Genomic DNA, 16,122 nt, shown 5'->3' with positions numbered 1-16,122 from the left:
GCATGAGCAACAACGGTCTGCGTCTGGTCTGGGTCTACCCCGACCTGCTCAGCACCTACGGCGATCAGGGCAACGCCCTGGTCGTGGAGCGGCGGGCCCGGCAGCGCGGTCTGGACGTGCAGCGCGTCGACGTGCGCAGCGACCAGCCGGTGCCTACGTCCGGCGACATCTATCTGATCGGCGGCGGTGAGGACCGCCCCCAGCGCCTCGCGGCGGAGCGGCTGCGCCGCGACGGCGGGCTGAGCCGGGCCGCCTCCAACGGCGCGATCATCTTCTCGGTCTGCGCGGGCTACCAGATCCTGGGCCACGAGTTCATCAACGACCTCGGTGAGCGCGAGCAGGGCCTCGGTCTGCTCGACGTGGTGTCCACCCGCGGCGAGGGCGCCCGGTGCGTCGGCGACGTACTGGCGGACATCGACCCGCACCTCGGCCTGGAGCCGCTGACCGGGTTCGAGAACCACCAGGGCGTCACCCATCTCGGCCCGACGGCACGGCCGTTCGCCCGGGTCCGGCTGGGCCGGGGCAACGGCACCGGGGACGGCACGGAGGGCGCGTACAACGACACGGTCTTCGGGACGTACATGCACGGCCCGGTGATGGCCCGTAACCCGCAGATCGCCGACCACCTGCTGAAACTGGCCCTCGACGTGAACGCGCTGCCGCCCACGGACGACCGCTGGTACGAGGCGCTGCGCGCGGAGCGGATCGCCTCGGCGACACAGCCCGCCTGATGAGGGGTTTTCCGCTCGGTTGAGCGGAGTCCAGCAGGCGGACGCACGGTTCGGTCCCGCCACCCTGCGCCGGTAGGGTGGCGGGGATCCAACCGGACGACGTGGTCCGGTCGTCGACTTAACGTTGCAAAGGTTCTCGGGCCATGCGCATTGGCGTACTCACCTCCGGCGGCGACTGCCCCGGCCTCAACGCCGTCATCCGTTCCGTCGTGCACCGCGCGGTGGTGGACCACGGCGACGAGGTCATCGGCTTCCACGACGGGTGGAAGGGCCTGCTGGAGTGCGACTACCGCAAGCTCGACCTGGACGCGGTGGGCGGCATCCTGGCCCGCGGCGGCACCATCCTCGGCTCCTCCCGGGTCCAGCCCGCGCACCTGCGTGACGGTGTGGAGAGGGCCCGCGGCCATGTCGCCGATCTCGGTCTCGACGCCATCATCCCGATCGGCGGCGAAGGCACGCTGAAGGCGGCCAACCTGCTCTCCGAGGCGGGACTGCCCATCGTCGGGGTCCCCAAGACCATCGACAACGACATCGCCTCCACCGACGTCACCTTCGGCTTCGACACCGCCGTCGGTGTCGCGACCGAGGCGCTGGACCGGCTGAAGACCACCGCCGAGTCCCACCAGCGGGTGCTGATCGTCGAGGTCATGGGGCGTCACACCGGCTGGATCGCCCTGCACTCCGGGATGGCGGCCGGCGCCCACGCCATCGTCGTGCCCGAGCGCCCCTTCGACATCGACGAGCTGACCGAGCTGGTCGGCAAGCGCTTCTCGGCGGGCAAGAAGTTCGCCATCGTGGTGGTCGCCGAGGGCGCCAAGCCCCGCACGGGCTCCATGCAGTTCGAGCAGGGCGTCAAGGACATCTACGGCCACGAGCGGTTCGCCGGGGTGGCCACGCAGCTCTCCGGGGAGCTGGAGCAGCGGCTCGGCAAGGAGGCCCGCCCGGTCATCCTCGGCCATGTCCAGCGCGGCGGCACGCCGACCGCGTACGACCGCGTCCTGGCGACCCGGTTCGGCTGGCACGCGGTGGAGGCGGCGCACCGGGGCGAGTTCGGGATGCTGACCGCGCTGCGCGGCACCGACATCGTGATGGTCCCGCTCGCGGAAGCCGTCGAGACGCTGAAGACGGTCCCGGCCGAGCGGTACGCCGAAGCGGAGTGCGTGCTCTAGTCGTCGCTCCCGTAGAACTGCCCCCGGCCGCAACCGCGGCCGGGGGCAGTTCTACGCTGTACCGGACAACCGGCACGAAACGGGGACGTGTCCCCATCGGGAGTGAACAGATGGATCACAGCGGGCACGGCATGAACATGGATCTGCCGCCGTTCACGCTGGGACGGGGGCTGGAGCTCTCCGCCGACCCGTTCTTCCTGACCGGCTGCGTCCTGGCGCTCGCCCTGTACGGGTACGGCGTGGTGCGGCTGCGCAGGCGCGGGGACGGCTGGCCGGTCAACCGGATCGTCTTCTTCACCGTAGGTGTGCTGAGCATCGCCCTGGTGATGTGCACCAAGCTCAACGACTACGGCATGGTCATGTTCAGCGTGCACATGGTGCAGCACATGGTGATCAGCATGCTGTCGCCGATCCTGCTGCTGCTGGGCGCTCCGGTGACGCTGGCGCTGCGCGCGCTGCCGCCCGCCGCGCGGGGCCGGACCGGGCCGCGCGAGCTGCTCCTGAAGCTGCTGCACAGCCGGTACATGAAGATCGTCACGCATCCGGCGTTCACGATCCCGCTCTTCATCGCGAGCCTCTACGCGCTGTACTTCACGCCGGTCTTCGACTTCCTGATGAGCTCCAAGCCCGGCCACATCGGGATGATGGTGCACTTCCTCGCCGTCGGCCTGGTCTTCTTCTGGCCGATCATGGGCGTCGACCCGGGCCCGCACCGGCCCGGCTATGTGATGCGGATGCTGGAGCTGTTCGCCGGGATGCCGTTCCACGCGTTCTTCGGGATCGCGCTGATGATGGCGAGCACGCCGATGGTCAAGACGTACGAGAACCCGCCCGCCTCCCTCGGTATCGACGCCCTCACCGACCAGAACTGGGCGGGCGGTATCGCGTGGGCGTTCAGCGAGATCCCGTCCGTGCTGGTGCTGATCGCGCTGGTGTACCAGTGGTACCGCTCCGAGCAGCGCACGGCCAAGCGCTCGGACCGGGCCGCCGACCGGGACGGCGACAAGGAGCTGGCGGCGTACAACGCCTATCTCGCGTCATTGCAGGCGCGACAGTAGCGCGGGGGGCGCGTTCGGGGTGACCATGGGGACAACGGCCGCGCGGCCGACGAGGAGCGTGCGCGCATGTCCGGATCGACGAAAACCATGGGATACCTGACCGTCGGGGCGCTGGTCACGGTGACCGCGTACACAGTGGCACTGGGAAGCAGCGGCTGGCTCTGGTTCGGCTGGGTGGTGCTGGGGCTCTGCACCCTCGGCATGCTGGCCACCCAGGACACCTGACCGTTCCGGCCCGACACGCCTGACGGGCCCGGCGGCGGGTACGAGCCGGGTGACCGGTTCGCTACGGTCGCACGGTGATGCCGGGGACCTACACTGACGGCCCCGGCACGACCATGACCTGGTAGTACGCAGCGACCTGGCAGAACGCAGCCCTGACGCCGGCCCGGCAGAGCGAGGTGCACCCACAAGGTGTTTTATTACGTCCTGAAGTATGTCGTGCTGGGCCCCCTGCTGAGGGTGCTGTTCCGGCCCCGTATCGAAGGGCTGGAGAACATTCCGGAGGAGGGCGCGGCGATCGTCGCCGGGAACCATCTCTCCTTCTCCGACCACTTCCTCATGCCCGCCATCATCAAGCGGCGCATCACGTTCCTCGCGAAGGCGGAGTACTTCACCGGCCCGGGGATCAAGGGCAAGCTGACCGCCGCGTTCTTCCACAGCGCGGGCCAGATCCCGGTGGACCGCTCGGGCAAGGACGCGGGCCAGGCGGCGATCCGCGAGGGCCTGGGCGTGCTGAGCAAGGGCGAGCTGCTGGGGATCTACCCGGAGGGCACCCGCTCGCACGACGGCCGGCTCTACAAGGGGAAGGTCGGGGTGGCGGTCATGGCGATCACCGCGGGGGTGCCGGTGATCCCGTGCGCCATGCTCGGCACGTTCGAGATCCAGCCGCCCGGCCAGAAACTCCCGAAGATCAAGCAGGTGGCCATCCGGTTCGGTGAGCCGCTGGACTTCTCGCGCTACGCGGGCCTGGAGAACCAGAAGGCCGCGATCCGGGCCGTGACGGACGAGATCATGTACGCGATCCTCGAACTCTCCGGCCAGGAGTACGTCGACGAGTACGCGGCGAAGGTGAAGGCCGCCGAGCAGGAGGCCGCCCCGCCGAGGAAGTTCCCCAAGCTGCGACGCTGACGGCGGATTCGCCACCGGCAGAGCGGGCTGGTCCGGCCGGGACCGCTCCCCTGGCGTCGTCCGTATGAGTCAGGGACACGCGTGGGTGCTGGGAGCGACGGGACAGATCGGGCGGGCGGCGGTGGGTGCGCTCGCCGGGGACGGCTGGGAGGTGACCGCCGTCTCGCGCGGCGGCGGCCGGGACGGGCGGTGGGACGGCGGGGTACGGACCCTGGCGCTCGACCGGGACGAGGAGGGCGCGCTGGAGAAGGCGCTCGGCGAGGGCTGTGACGTCCTGGTCGACATGGTCGCCTTCGGCGCGCAGCACGCACAGCAGCTGACAGGGCTCGCCGGGAGGGTCGGCTCGGCGGTCGTGATCTCCAGCGGTGCGGTGTACGAGGACGACCGGGGCCGCAGCTTCGACACCCAGGAACAGCCCGACGGCTTCCCCCGCTACCCCGTGCCGCTGCCGGAGACCCAGCGCACGGTGGAGCCGGGCGGGGCGACCTACGGGACCCGGAAGGTGCTGCTGGAGCGTGAGTTGCTGGCGGCGGGCGACAAGCTGCCGGTGACCCTGCTGCGGGCGGGCGCGGTCCACGGCCCGTACTGCCGCACACCGCGCGAGCTGTACTTCGTGAAGCGGCTGCTGGACGGGCGGGAGCGGCGGGTGCTCGCGTACGGCGGCGAGAGCCGCTTCCACCCGGTCCACGTCTCGAACGCGGCCGAGCTGATCCGGCTGGCCGCCCGCCTCCCCGGTTCGCGGGTGCTCAACGCGGCGGATCCGCAGGCGCCCACGGTCGCCGCGATCGGGGCGGCGATCGACGAGGTGCTGGGCCGGGAGACGGAGACGGTCCTGGTCGACGGCCCGGCGCCCGAGGGGCATGTGGGCGAGACACCGTGGAGCGGGGCCCATCCCGTGCTGTACGACATGACGGCGGCGGAGCGGGAGCTCGGGTACCGGCCGGTGACGGGCTACGTGGAGTCGCTGCCGGAGACGGTCGAGTGGCTCGCCGGGGAGCTGGCGGGGCGGGACTGGCGGGAGGCATTCCCGAAGATGGCGCGCAACTACGGGGAGGCGCTCTTCGACTACGAGGCGGAGGACGCGTGGCTGGAGGCGTACGACCGGGGCCGCCACTGAAGGATGCGGGGCCCCGGCCGTACGCCTCACAGGATTCCTACGGCTTCGGCGTGGCGTGCGGGGTGCACGTCACGTCGCGCCGGTCGGTCTTCCCGGTGAGCAGGTAGGTGTCCACCCGCTCGTTGACGCAGGGGTTGACCAGCCCGGTGACGCCGTGGGACCCGGCGCCCTTCTCGGTGATGAGCCGCGAGCCCTTGAACCGCTTGTGCAGCTCGACGGCGCCCTCGTACGGGGTGGCGGCGTCCCGTGTGGCCTGCACGATGAGGACCGGCGGCAGGCCCTTGCCGGTCTTCACGTTCAGCGGGGTCTGCTGCTTGGCCGGCCAGGTGGCGCACGGCAGGTTCATCCAGGCGTTGGCCCACGTCATGAACGGGTACTTCTTGTGCAGCCGGGTGTTGTCCCGGTCCCAGGTGCGCCAGCTGGTGGGCCACTTGGCGTCCGCGCACTCCACGGCGGTGTAGACCGCGTTGCCGTTCTCGGCGGAGGCGTTGCCCGCGAGGTCGCTCATGTCGGGGGCGGCGGCGTCGATCAGCGCCTGGGTGTCACCGGCCCGGTAGGCGCTCCAGGTCTTGGCGGTGGACGCCCAGGCGGAGTCGTAGTACGGGGCGCTCTGGAAGAAGCCGATGAGCTCGGCGGGTCCGACGACGCCGCCGATGGGCTTCTTCTTGGCGGCCGCGCGGAGCTTCAGCCACTCCTTCTCGACCTTCTGCGGGGTGTTGCCGATGCCGTAGACGGAGTCGTGCTTGGCGACCCACGCCTTCCAGTCGTCCCAGCGCGTCTGGAAGGCGATGTCCTGGTTCAGGTTGGCCCGGTACCAGATGCTCTCCCGTGAGGGGTTGACCACGCTGTCGACGACCATGCGCCGTACGTGGGTGGGGAAGAGCGTGCCGTAGACGGCGCCCAGGTAGGTGCCGTAGGAGACGCCGAGGAAGTTGAGCTTCTTCTCCCCGAGCGCGGCCCGGATGACATCGAGGTCGCGTGCGGTGTTGGGCGTGGTCATGTGCGGCAGCATCCAGCCGCTGCGCTCGGCGCACCCCTCGGCGTACTCGCGGGCCAGCTTGCGCTGGGCGCGCTTGTCGGCCTCGCTGTCGGGAACGGGGTCGGCCTTGGGAGCCTTGACGAACTCCTGCGGGTCGACGCAGGAGATCGGCGCCGAGCGGCCCACCCCGCGCGGGTCGAAGCCGACGAAGTCGTACGCCTTCGCGGTCTTCGTCCAGAGCGGGTTCTTGGCGGTGACACGGGTGGGGAAGCGCATCCCCGAACCGCCGGGTCCGCCGGGGTTGTAGATCAGGGCGCCCTGGCGCTCGCCCTTGGTGCCGGTGCTGACGTGACGGTCGACGGCGAGCTTGATCTTCTTGCCGTTCGGCTTGGCGTAGTCGAGCGGTACGGTCACCCAGCCGCACTGGATGGGGGCGGTCAGACCCCAGTCCTCCGGGCAGCTCTTCCAGTCGATCCCGGTCCTGGCCGACCGTTCGGCGGCGATCCTGACTCCGCGCGCCTCGGAGCCCACCCGGTCGTGGCGGCCATCGGCGCTGGCGGCGGGCGCGGTTATCGCTCCCGCGACGAGCGTGCCCGCGATCAGCGCCCCGGCCGTGCCGAGTACTGCTGTGCGTCCCACGTGGAACCTCCCCCATCGTCGTCCGATGCGCCGCCGGTGGCGGCGTGGTCTCATCGGAGCGTTCCGGGGATCCTTTCGTCTGTGGGGTTCCTGGGGCCAGGGCGTACACCTGTTTCTTTACCGAACCCATAACCGGTGAAGAGAATCCGCTCAGCGGACTCCCTGGCAGTGATCCGCCTTCAGACCGTCCAGCAGCTCGTGCAGGGCGTCGTCCAGGACGGCGCGCAGCAGGCGGGCGTCGGCGGCCACCGCCGTGACGAGGACGGCGGGACCGGCGAGCGGGGTGAGAGCGGCGGTGGGGCCGAGGAGGCGGGCGGGCAGCGGGGTGTCCTCGAAGGACGGGTCGGCCAGGAGGAGTTGGCCGACCGCACGGTGGCCGCCGAGGACCGCGGGGCCGTCCCAGCCGCCGGGTGCGCCGGGCCCGTAGGCCAGTTGCTGGTCCAGGAGCGGGCGGCCTCCCCGGTGGACGGTGAGCCGGGTGGTGAGGGCGCCGGTGGGTTCGCCGTGGCGGCCGAGGATCTGTTCCTCGCGCAGCAGCAGCCGGGCGGTGGGGGCGAGTTCGACGCGGGTGGTCTGGTGCAGGTCGCTGCCGTGGGCGGAGACGAGCTGTTCGGGCAGCCAGCGCAGGGCGGCCCCCTCCCCCACCCTCAGGCGCACGGCGTACGTGGACGGCTCGCCGTCCGCCCGCGCGCCCGGCAGCGCGACGGTGGCCGCCGCCGCGCCGACGGTGAGGCGCCCGCCGTCGGCGACCTCGGCCTCCAGGGCGAGCCGGTCCCCGTTGAGCGGGGCGCTCATGGCGCCGACGACGGTGACCCGGGCGTATCCGGGGAGCGGAGAGCGGGTGCGGCGCAGCGCGAGCGGCCCGTCGCTCTCCAGGACGGGCAGAGCGGTGCCACCCCGGCCGTCGGGCTCGGCGCGGAGGCGGGCGGTGGCGCGGACGCTCATGCGGTCCAGGCGGCGAGCTGCGCCCGCACCCAGTCGGCGACCGGCCCGACGCCCTCGGCGGAGGTCAACGAGGTGAAGAGTACGGGGAGTTCGCCGCGCTGCTCCTTGGCGTCGCGGGCCATCCGCTGGAGGTCGGAGCCGACGTAGGGGGCGAGGTCGGTCTTGTTGATGACGAGGAGGTCGGCGGTGGTGACGCCGGGGCCGCCCTTGCGCGGGATGTCGTCGCCGCCCGCCACGTCGATGACGAAGACCTGGGCGTCGACGAGCCCCTTGGAGAAGGTGGCGGTGAGGTTGTCGCCGCCGGACTCCACCAGGATCAGGTCGAGCGGGCCCACCGCGTCCTCCAGGTCCTCGACGGCTTCGAGGTTGGCGGAGATGTCGTCGCGGATCGCGGTGTGCGGGCAGGCGCCGGTCTCGACGGCCTGGATCCGCTCCGGCGGCAGGACCGCGTTGCGCAGCAGGAAGGCGGCGTCCTCCTGGGTGTAGATGTCGTTGGTGACGACGGCGATGGAGATCCGGTCGCGCAGCTCGCGGCAGAGGGCGGCGACGGTGGCCGTCTTGCCGGAGCCGACGGGGCCGCCGAGTCCGATGCGCAGGGCGCGCCGGGTCCCGTCGGGCCGGGTGGCGTCGGCGCTGACTGCGGCGGGGCCGTCGTGGGTGTGGCCGAGGTGCATGGTGCTGCTCCTGCTTTCTTTTGAAGGTGAGGGTCAGGAGGCGAAGAGGCGGACCGGCCAGGCGGCGTGCGTCTCGGCGGCGATGTCGAGGAGCGGGGCGGAGGCGGCGGGCAGGGCGTCGATGCCCCGCCGGGCGGCCTCGGCAGCCTGTGCGGCCACGTCGTCGAGCTCGGGGGCGAGCCGGGCGAGTACGGCGGTGGCATGGAAGGGGTCGAGGGAGAGCAGCCGGACCACGGCGGTGGCCGGGCCGCTGACCGTCTCGTACGCGACACAGTGCGCCGCGTCCTCGGGCCCGAGCCCCGCCGCCCGGGCGGTGAGGCCGAGGACGACGGGCTGGTGGGCGCCGCGCGGCCGGGCCGTGGCGAGCGCGTCGAGTTCGGGGCTCGGCCAGGTGGCGCGGGCGGCCCGCATCATCTGCCGGCCCAGCTTGCGGGCGGTGGCCCGCAGGGCGGGCGAGGGCGTACGGGCGTCGGCGGCCTCGTCCAGCGCGAGCGGGCCGAGGCCGTGGGCGGCCGCCGCCGCGAGGGCGGCGGCGGTGAGCCCGGCCGTGTGCAGACGGCCCCGGCAGAAGGCGGCGAGGTCGTCGGCGTTACGAATGCGCCCCTGGGTGACGGCCGGTTCGGCGCCGCCGGAGTGGGCGTGGCCACCGGCGGGGAAGCGGCCGTCGGCGAGGACGAGCAGGGCTGCGCGTGACATGACCGGTCCCGGCTCAGAAGAGGAAGTAGCGCTGGGCCATGGGCAGTTCCGCCGCCGGTGCGGGCTCGACCGGTTCGCCGTCGATGGTGACGGCGAAGCTGTCGGGGTCGACGTGGACGTGCGGCATCGCGTCGTTCTCCCGCATGTCCGCCTTGGTGACCCCCCGGGTGCTGGTGATCGGTACGAACTGCTTTTCGAGGCCGAGCCGTTCGGGCAGTCCGTCCTCGATCGCCGTTTCGGTGACGAAGTTGAAGGAGCCGCGCGCGGCGGCCCGGCCCAGTGCGCCGAACATCGGCCGGGGCAGGATCGGTTGGGGCGTCGGGATGGAGGCGTTGGCGTCGCCCATCTGCGCGTAGGCGATCTGGCCGCCCTTGATGACGGTCTGCGGCTTCACGCCGAAGAAGGCCGGGTCCCACAGCACGAGGTCGGCGAGCTTGCCGGTCTCCACCGAGCCGATCTCCCGGTCCAGGCCCTGGGCGACGGCCGGGTTGATGGTGTATTTGGCGACATAGCGACGGACGCGGTGGTTGTCGGCCGCCCCGTCCCCGGCGAGCGCGCCGCGCCGCTTCTTCATGACGTGGGCGGTCTGCCAGGTCCGCAGGATCACCTCGCCGATACGGCCCATCGCCTGCGAGTCCGAGGAGATGATCGAGATGGCCCCGAGGTCGTGGAGGATGTCCTCGGCGGCGATGGTGGAGGGTCGGATACGGGACTCCGCGAAGGCCAGGTCCTCGGGAACGGCAGGGTTGAGGTGGTGGCAGACCATCAGCATGTCGAGATGTTCCTCGATGGTGTTGACGGTGTGCGGCCGGGTCGGGTTGGTCGAGCTCGGCAGGACGTAGGGCTCCGAGACGACGGTGATGATGTCGGGCGCGTGCCCGCCGCCCGCGCCCTCGGTGTGGTACGCGTGGATGGAGCGCCCGGCGATGGCGGCGAGGGTGTCGGCGACGAACCCGGCCTCGTTGAGCGTGTCGGTGTGGATGGCGAGCTGGGCGCCCGTCTCCTCGCAGACGGTGAGGCAGGCGTCGATGGCGGCCGGGGTGGCACCCCAGTCCTCATGGATCTTGAACCCCAGCGCTCCGCCGCGCAGTTGGGAGTACATGGCGTCGCGGGAGGTGGTGTTGCCCTTGCCGAGCAGCCCGATGTTGACGGGGAAGGTCTCCAGCGCCTCGAACATCCGGGCAAGGTGCCATGGCCCCGGGGTGATGGTGGTGGCCTTGGTGCCTTCGGCGGGTCCGGTGCCGCCGCCGACGAGGGTGGTGATGCCGCTGGAGAGCGCCTGGCCGACGAGGGTCGGCGAGATGAAGTGGACGTGCGCGTCGACCGCTCCGGCCGTCAGGAACTTGCCGTTGCCCGCGATGATCTCGGTCTCGGGGCCGATCACCAGGTCGGGGTGGACGCCGTCCATGGTGTCCGGGTTCCCTGCCTTGCCGATGCCGGTGATCCGGCCGTCGCGGATGCCGATGTCGGCCTTGACGATGCCCCAGTGGTCGATCACGACCGCGCCGGTGATGACGGTGTCGGGTGCGCCCTCGGCGCGGGTGGTGCGGGCCTGGCCCATGGACTCGCGGATCACCTTGCCGCCGCCGAAGACCGCCTCGTCGCCCGCGTGGCCCGGGCCGCCGGAACGGTCCTCCTCGATCTCGACGAAGAGGTCGGTGTCGGCGAGCCGGATCCGGTCGCCGGTGGTGGGCCCGAAGAGGTCCACGTACACGGCCCTGCTGAGGTCAGGCATCGAGAGCACCTCCGGTTTCGCCGCGCAGGCCGGGGACGATGCGGCGGCCGGCGAGGGGGACGAGTTCGACGTCGACGGGGATGCCGGGTTCGAAGCGGACCGCCGTACCGGCCGCGATGTGCAGCCGCAGCCCGCGGGCGGCCGCCCGGTCGAACCGGAGCCCGGGGTTGGCCTCGGCGAAGTGGTAGTGGGAGCCGACCTGGACGGGGCGGTCGGCGGCGTTGAGGACGGTGAGGCGGGTGACGGGACGCCCCTCGTTGAGGGCGATGCCCCCGTCCCCGTACAGGATCTCTCCGGGAATCATCGGCGTGGCCCCGTCAGACGATCGGGTCGTGGACGGTGACGAGCTTGGTGCCGTCCGGGAAGGTGGCCTCGACCTGGACGTCGTGGAGCATCTCGGGGATGCCGTCCATGACCTCGTCGCGGGTGAGCACCTTGCGGCCGGACGCCATGAGTTCGGCGACCGTGCGGCCGTCGCGGGCACCTTCCAGCAGATGGGCGGTGATCAGGGCGACGGTCTCGGGGTGATTGAGCTTCAGCCCGCGTGCCCGGCGCTTCTCGGCCACATCGGCGGCCACATGGATGAGCAGGCGTTCCTGCTCGTGCGGGGTCAGTTGCACGCTTCCACCTCATCGTCTTCGCCCGGTACCGGCCTCCGGGCGCAGCGGGACCCTATCCCCGTTCAACAGTTCGTCGAACGGGGAACCCGGCCCTCGCGACCAGGTATTGCACGTTAGGGCGGAAGTTTTTCCGTTGCGTTAACTGGCCTTTTGCGGACCCATGGACATCAGCCCGCGCAAGCCGTCCGCCAGCACCTCGGGGCGTACGTCCCCGAACAGGGCCTCCTGCACGATGAAGCCCTGGGCGGTGGCGATCATCGTTCGCGCCACATGATCGGCCGCCACGTCACCGCTCAGGATCCCGGCGTCGCGGTAGGCCTCGACCAGTTTCGTCCACGCGGCCCGCATCGTGGCGTAACCCTCGTCGAGCTGTACGGCGAGTCGCTCGTCGCGCAGTGTCTCGGACCAGAGCTGTACGGCGAGCGCGGCGAAGGTCCGGCGCTCCAGCCCGTGCAGCTCCCCGGCGAGCACCCGGCCGAGCACCCGGCTCAGCAGGACGTCCGGGGTGGGCGGCGGAGACATGCGGCTCGCCTCCGAGAACGCGCCACGGATCGTGGCGAAGGTCTCCTCGGTGATGGCCGCGATGATGTCCTCCTTGCCGGGGAAGTAGCGGTAGACCGCACCGGCCGACAGGCCCACCTCCTTGAGGACGTCCTGCATGGACGTGCCGTGGAATCCGCTACGGGCGAAGCAGCACGCCGCGCCGTCGAGGATCTGGCGGCGCCGGGCGTCGAGGTGTTCCTGGGATACACGAGCCATGGGCCCAACCTAAAACGAACGTTCCTTCTTGACAAGGGAGCACCCCGTCCGGACAGTGGGGGGTATCCGCAAAACGAACGATCCTTCTTTTTGATCGCCGCCCGAATCGAGGCCCCCATGTCCACTCCACCCGATCGCCGCGCGGTGGCGGTCGTCCTGCTGATCCCGCTGGTGGTCACGCTCGCCCTCTGGGCCTTCGCCTGGCCCGCCGCCCGGATCGCGCCCCGCGACCTCCCGGTGGGGGTGGCCGGTGCGGCACCGGCGGCCGGTCAGCTGCAGCAGCAGTTCGAGCAGCGGGAGGGCGCCTTCGAGGTGCACCGCTTCGACGACGAGGCGGCGGCACGGGAGGCGATCGAGGACCGGGTCGTATACGGAGCCGTCGTCGCCGGACCGGAAGGCCCGCACGTGCTCACCGCCTCGGCCGCGAGCCCCGTGGTCGCCCAGCTGCTGCGCGAGGCGGTGACGGCGGCTTCACCGGAGGGTGCGCGGGTCCAGGTCACCGATGTGGTGGCCGCCCCCTCCGGGGACCCGCGCGGCAGCGCGCTCGGCGCGAGCGTGCTGCCGCTGGCCCTGGCGGGGATGGGAGCCGGAGCCGCCGTCACCATGCTGGGGCTGCGCGGGGCGCGGGCAGCGCTGACACTGACCGGATCGGCCGCCCTGGTGGGCCTCGCCGCCACGGCCGTCGCGCACAGCTGGCTCGGGGTGATCACGGGCGGCTGGTGGGCCGAGGCGGGCGTGCTCGCCCTGACCGTCCTGGCGATCAGCGCGGCGGTGGCGGGGCTCGCGGCCCTGCTGGGCCCACGCGGGCTCGGCATCGGCGGGCTGCTGATGATCCTGCTGGGCAACTCCTTCTCAGGGGTCACCAGCGCTCCCCAGCTGCTCCCCGATCCGGTCGGCGTGATCGGCCAGTGGCTGCCGCCGGGCGCGGGCGGATCGCTGCTGCGCTCGGTGGCGTTCTTCGACGGCGGCGCGGCGGGCGGCCCCGCCCTGATACTCGCCCTCTGGTCGGCGCTCGGCCTGGCGGCGGTGCTGGTCGCGGGCCGACGCGTGGCGGCAGCCCCGGCCGGACCGGCCACCCCGGCCGGACCGGCACCGGTTACGCGGGAGACGGCGATGACGGGCTGAGGACGCGGGGGCTGCCCTCTGGGGGCGGGCGTTGCGGGCGGGCGTTGTGAGCGGGCCGGATCTCTCCGGCCGCCCCGCCCGGACGTCCGGACGTCAGGTGTCCGGACGTCAGGCGTCCGGGTCTCCGTGGCCGCGGTGCACGGCGGCGATGCCGAACCGCTGCAGGTCGCCGTGGGCCGAGGGCGCGGAGCCGATCGAGGAGACCGAGCTGATCACCTGCTCCTCGGCCGCGGCCTCCTCCCCTTCGAGCTGTTCCAGGTCGGCGGCGGACACCAGCGCGACGAGCGGCTTGCCGTGCCGCGTCACGACCACCCGCTCTCCGCCGTAGACGACGCGGTTGATCAGGTCGGCGAGCTCCGCCCGTGCTTGCGTCACCGGAATCTCGTAAGCCATGGCCCCAGCTTAAGGCGCGCGCGCAACCGCCACGGAGCCTTGCGGCACCTCGCATGCCCAGCCGCCGAGAGGCCGGCCACAGAAAGGAAGGACCACCACTCCCCCGCCTTTTGGTCACAACTCCATCACCACCGGAACATCCTGCTCCTGTGGGTGCACCCGGCTCACTAACGTCATGCCTCCACGAACCGCCTTGGGGGACACATGAATTGGAACGACCCGCAGCACCCGTCCCGGCAGGCGGACTGGGGCCAGGGCGTCAACGTCCCGCCGCCGAGCCCGACCACCGGCCCCGGGTGGGCTCGTAAGCGTGTCGTACTCCCCGCCGCCGGCGTGCTGTTCCTGCTCGGCGTCGGAATCGGCACCACCGGCGAGCAGCCGGAGAACGTGCGGACGGCGGCGGCGAAGGCGGAGCCCGGGCCGACGGTGACCGTCACCGTGACGGAGACGGCGAAGGTCACGGTGACGGCCTCTCCGGAGCCGGCTCCGACCGTCACGAAGATCAAGAAGGTGCGGGTGACGGTCACCGCGGCCCCGCCGGAGCCGGATCCGGAGCCCGCCGCCGAGGAGCCCGACCCGGTCTACGACGACGACTCGGGAGGCGGGTCCGCGTACTACAAGAACTGCACCGCCGTACGTGCCGCGGGCGCCGCCCCCATCAGAAGGGGCGACCCCGGTTACGGCTCCCACCTCGACCGCGACGGTGACGGAGTCGCCTGCGAGTAGGGGCGCCCGCCGCCCCTCCCCCACCACCCACCGGCACAGAACCCCCTCCCCTCATTCTGTACGTCCTGTACATTTCTGACGGGGCGTACGAGCAGCACCGGTCTGCGCCGCCCCGGCGTTCCGTTGCGCACCGAGGAGAGGGGCTCCGCCATGACCCGACCCGCCGCCCGTCACGTACTGCCCGAGTTCACCGAGCGCACCGCGACCGGAACCCGGACCCAGGACCCGTACTCCAAGCTCCTGTCCGAGCGGATCGTCTTCCTCGGGAGCCCCATCGACGACACCGGCGCCGGCGATCTGATCGCGCAGTTCATGTACCTGGAGCACGCCGACCCGGACCGGCCGCTGTCGCTCTACATCAACTGCCCCGGCGGCTCGTTCGGGGCGATGGCCGCGGTCTACGACACGATGCGGTTCCTGACGTGCGACGTGGAGACCTTCTGCCTGGGGCAGGCCGGCTCCTGCGCGGCGGCCCTGCTGGCGGCCGGCGCCCCGGGACGCCGACATGCCCTGCCCGGTGCGCGGGTAGTCATTCAGCAACCCGCACTGGAGGAGCCGCTGCGGGGCCAGCCGTCCGACCTGGAGATCCACGCGCGCGAACTGGCTCGCACCCGCGAGCAGTTCACGGCCATGCTGGTCCGGCACACGGGCCGGACCGCCGAGCGGGTCGCCGCCGACATCGAGCGCGACACCGTCCTCGACGCGCCGGCCGCCCTCGCCTACGGGCTGGTGGACCACGTCGTGGAGAACCGCAAGCTCTACCAGCCGCCGCACGACGCGAGGTGAACCGCCCATGGAACCACCGGAGTTCCCGCCGCTGCCCGCACTGACCCGCGCCGAGGGCGAGTTCATCGACTGTTACCTGGCGGTGCTCGACCAGGTGGGCCGTATCAACCCGGCGCGCGGCAACGACACCTACAGCGCCCTCAAGGCCGCGCAGGCCCTGGCCTCCCGGGCGGCGGCCCTGCGCGACGCACTGGCCCTGATGCATGAGCGCGGCGAGCGGCAGATCCACGCGGCGACGCTGGCGCGGGCCCTGCGGGTGCTGGACGGCGAGCGCCGGGCGGGCCGGGTCGCCATGCCTCCGCCGGCGAACTGAGCCGCTCCGTCCGTCGGCGAACCGAGCCGGTCCGTCCGCCGACGCCGAACTGAGCCGCCCCGCGCGCCGGGAGCGCACTACGGGAGCGGGCCGGTCACCGCGCCGCACGACACGCCCGGCCCGGCGATCAATTCCTCTCGCTCGTTCGGCGTAGGCGATCACCCGCGCGAGCGACGGCTCAACTTGCGCTCAGCACGCGGCCCCTACTCGAAATGTCCCCTTTCGTCGCTGGTACGAGGGTGTGCGCCCGGCGCGTCGGCGGGGGCGAATCTCCCCTGTCCACCTGAATGGATCAGTGGTGAGGAGACTCACAAATCACTGTTTCGACTCGGAAATCCGGCACTTCGTGAGTCAAGATCCCTGGGACGACAAGCCCCCGCCGCCGCGGCGGGGCGGTCCGGGTGGACGCCGAGTCCTGCCGCTTCCCGGATGACTGGTCGACAGGAGTGGATCGGCAGGAGTGGAGGACCCGAGCAGTACGGGCCGACCGGGAGACCGGGAAGCCCTCGGGGTGAAGCCGTGACAA

At 71.8% G+C, this 16,122-nt stretch carries 19 protein-coding genes; 10 read left to right on the top strand and 9 right to left on the bottom strand.

Features of this window, described 5'->3' with window-relative positions:
* The first annotated feature begins 2 nt into the window (after positions 1 to 2).
* The 6 genes from ACK8N7_RS32655 (at position 3) to ACK8N7_RS32630 (ending at position 5,206) form a co-directional block, all read left to right on the top strand.
* Entirely contained in the window at positions 3 to 731 is a 729-nt protein-coding gene (locus tag ACK8N7_RS32655; protein ID WP_015607146.1) for a type 1 glutamine amidotransferase, read from the top strand.
* A 143-nt stretch (positions 732 to 874) separates the two neighbouring features.
* Complete coding sequence (locus ACK8N7_RS32650) at positions 875 to 1,900, top strand: 6-phosphofructokinase (protein WP_015607147.1); 1,026 nt, start codon at positions 875 to 877, stop codon at positions 1,898 to 1,900.
* A gap of 110 nt (positions 1,901 to 2,010) precedes the next feature.
* Complete coding sequence (locus ACK8N7_RS32645) at positions 2,011 to 2,958, top strand: cytochrome c oxidase assembly protein (RefSeq protein WP_403216046.1); 948 nt, start codon at positions 2,011 to 2,013, stop codon at positions 2,956 to 2,958.
* A gap of 66 nt (positions 2,959 to 3,024) precedes the next feature.
* Positions 3,025 to 3,183, top strand: coding sequence for a hypothetical protein (locus tag ACK8N7_RS32640; RefSeq protein WP_015607149.1), 159 nt, complete (start codon positions 3,025 to 3,027; stop codon positions 3,181 to 3,183).
* 189 nt (positions 3,184 to 3,372) lie between these two features.
* Positions 3,373 to 4,089, top strand: a complete 717-nt coding sequence (locus tag ACK8N7_RS32635) for a lysophospholipid acyltransferase family protein (RefSeq protein WP_403216044.1) — start codon at positions 3,373 to 3,375, stop codon at positions 4,087 to 4,089.
* Between the two features lie 85 nt (positions 4,090 to 4,174).
* On the top strand, positions 4,175 to 5,206 hold the full coding sequence (locus ACK8N7_RS32630) for an NAD-dependent epimerase/dehydratase family protein (RefSeq protein WP_500445889.1): 1,032 nt from the start codon (positions 4,175 to 4,177) through the stop codon (positions 5,204 to 5,206).
* Positions 5,207 to 5,243: 37 nt separating this feature from the next.
* Here ACK8N7_RS32630 and ACK8N7_RS32625 read toward each other — a convergent pair whose 3' ends face one another.
* From ACK8N7_RS32625 to ACK8N7_RS32590, 8 genes are all read right to left on the bottom strand, one after another.
* Positions 5,244 to 6,824, bottom strand: a complete 1,581-nt coding sequence (locus tag ACK8N7_RS32625) for an alpha/beta hydrolase (RefSeq protein ID WP_403216042.1) — start codon at positions 6,822 to 6,824, stop codon at positions 5,244 to 5,246.
* Between the two features lie 150 nt (positions 6,825 to 6,974).
* Positions 6,975 to 7,769, bottom strand: coding sequence for an urease accessory protein UreD (locus ACK8N7_RS32620; RefSeq protein ID WP_500444726.1), 795 nt, complete (start codon positions 7,767 to 7,769; stop codon positions 6,975 to 6,977).
* Entirely contained in the window at positions 7,766 to 8,443 is a 678-nt protein-coding gene (ureG, locus tag ACK8N7_RS32615; protein ID WP_032755391.1) for an urease accessory protein UreG, read from the bottom strand. The genes ACK8N7_RS32620 and ureG overlap by 4 nt, the downstream gene beginning before the upstream one ends.
* Before the next feature lie 33 nt (positions 8,444 to 8,476).
* Entirely contained in the window at positions 8,477 to 9,139 is a 663-nt protein-coding gene (locus tag ACK8N7_RS32610; RefSeq protein WP_403216038.1) for an urease accessory protein UreF, read from the bottom strand.
* A 13-nt stretch (positions 9,140 to 9,152) separates the two neighbouring features.
* Complete coding sequence (locus ACK8N7_RS32605) at positions 9,153 to 10,874, bottom strand: urease subunit alpha (RefSeq protein ID WP_500444725.1); 1,722 nt, start codon at positions 10,872 to 10,874, stop codon at positions 9,153 to 9,155.
* Positions 10,867 to 11,178 (bottom strand): urease subunit beta, encoded by a 312-nt coding sequence (locus ACK8N7_RS32600; protein ID WP_015607157.1) that lies wholly within the window; start codon positions 11,176 to 11,178, stop codon positions 10,867 to 10,869. The genes ACK8N7_RS32605 and ACK8N7_RS32600 overlap by 8 nt, the downstream gene beginning before the upstream one ends.
* A 13-nt stretch (positions 11,179 to 11,191) precedes the next feature.
* Entirely contained in the window at positions 11,192 to 11,494 is a 303-nt protein-coding gene (locus ACK8N7_RS32595; protein WP_031121830.1) for an urease subunit gamma, read from the bottom strand.
* A gap of 138 nt (positions 11,495 to 11,632) precedes the next feature.
* Positions 11,633 to 12,253 carry a TetR/AcrR family transcriptional regulator gene (locus tag ACK8N7_RS32590; protein WP_500444724.1) on the bottom strand — a complete coding sequence of 207 codons (621 nt, stop codon included), beginning with the start codon at positions 12,251 to 12,253 and terminating at the stop codon, positions 11,633 to 11,635.
* A gap of 117 nt (positions 12,254 to 12,370) precedes the next feature.
* Between ACK8N7_RS32590 and ACK8N7_RS32585 the strand changes: the two genes are divergently transcribed.
* Positions 12,371 to 13,378, top strand: coding sequence for an ABC transporter permease (locus ACK8N7_RS32585; RefSeq protein WP_500444723.1), 1,008 nt, complete (start codon positions 12,371 to 12,373; stop codon positions 13,376 to 13,378).
* Positions 13,379 to 13,486: 108 nt separating this feature from the next.
* Here the strand turns inward: ACK8N7_RS32585 and ACK8N7_RS32580 are convergent, their stop codons facing one another.
* Positions 13,487 to 13,771, bottom strand: coding sequence for a type II toxin-antitoxin system Phd/YefM family antitoxin (locus ACK8N7_RS32580; protein ID WP_500444722.1), 285 nt, complete (start codon positions 13,769 to 13,771; stop codon positions 13,487 to 13,489).
* Positions 13,772 to 13,975: 204 nt separating this feature from the next.
* Here ACK8N7_RS32580 and ACK8N7_RS32575 point away from each other — a divergent pair, with 204 nt between their 5' ends.
* The 3 genes from ACK8N7_RS32575 (at position 13,976) to ACK8N7_RS32565 (ending at position 15,596) form a co-directional block, all read left to right on the top strand.
* Positions 13,976 to 14,497, top strand: coding sequence for an excalibur calcium-binding domain-containing protein (locus tag ACK8N7_RS32575; RefSeq protein ID WP_403216028.1), 522 nt, complete (start codon positions 13,976 to 13,978; stop codon positions 14,495 to 14,497).
* A 150-nt stretch (positions 14,498 to 14,647) separates the two neighbouring features.
* Positions 14,648 to 15,283, top strand: coding sequence for an ATP-dependent Clp protease proteolytic subunit (locus ACK8N7_RS32570; protein ID WP_500444721.1), 636 nt, complete (start codon positions 14,648 to 14,650; stop codon positions 15,281 to 15,283).
* Positions 15,284 to 15,290: 7 nt separating this feature from the next.
* Positions 15,291 to 15,596, top strand: coding sequence for a hypothetical protein (locus tag ACK8N7_RS32565; RefSeq protein WP_031121825.1), 306 nt, complete (start codon positions 15,291 to 15,293; stop codon positions 15,594 to 15,596).
* The last annotated feature ends 526 nt before the right edge of the window (positions 15,597 to 16,122 follow it).

The organism is Streptomyces griseobrunneus, assembly GCF_046713465.1.
Taxonomy (GTDB): Bacteria; Actinomycetota; Actinomycetes; order Streptomycetales; family Streptomycetaceae; genus Streptomyces; species Streptomyces microflavus.
This window is presented reverse-complemented; position numbering and strand designations above follow the sequence as displayed.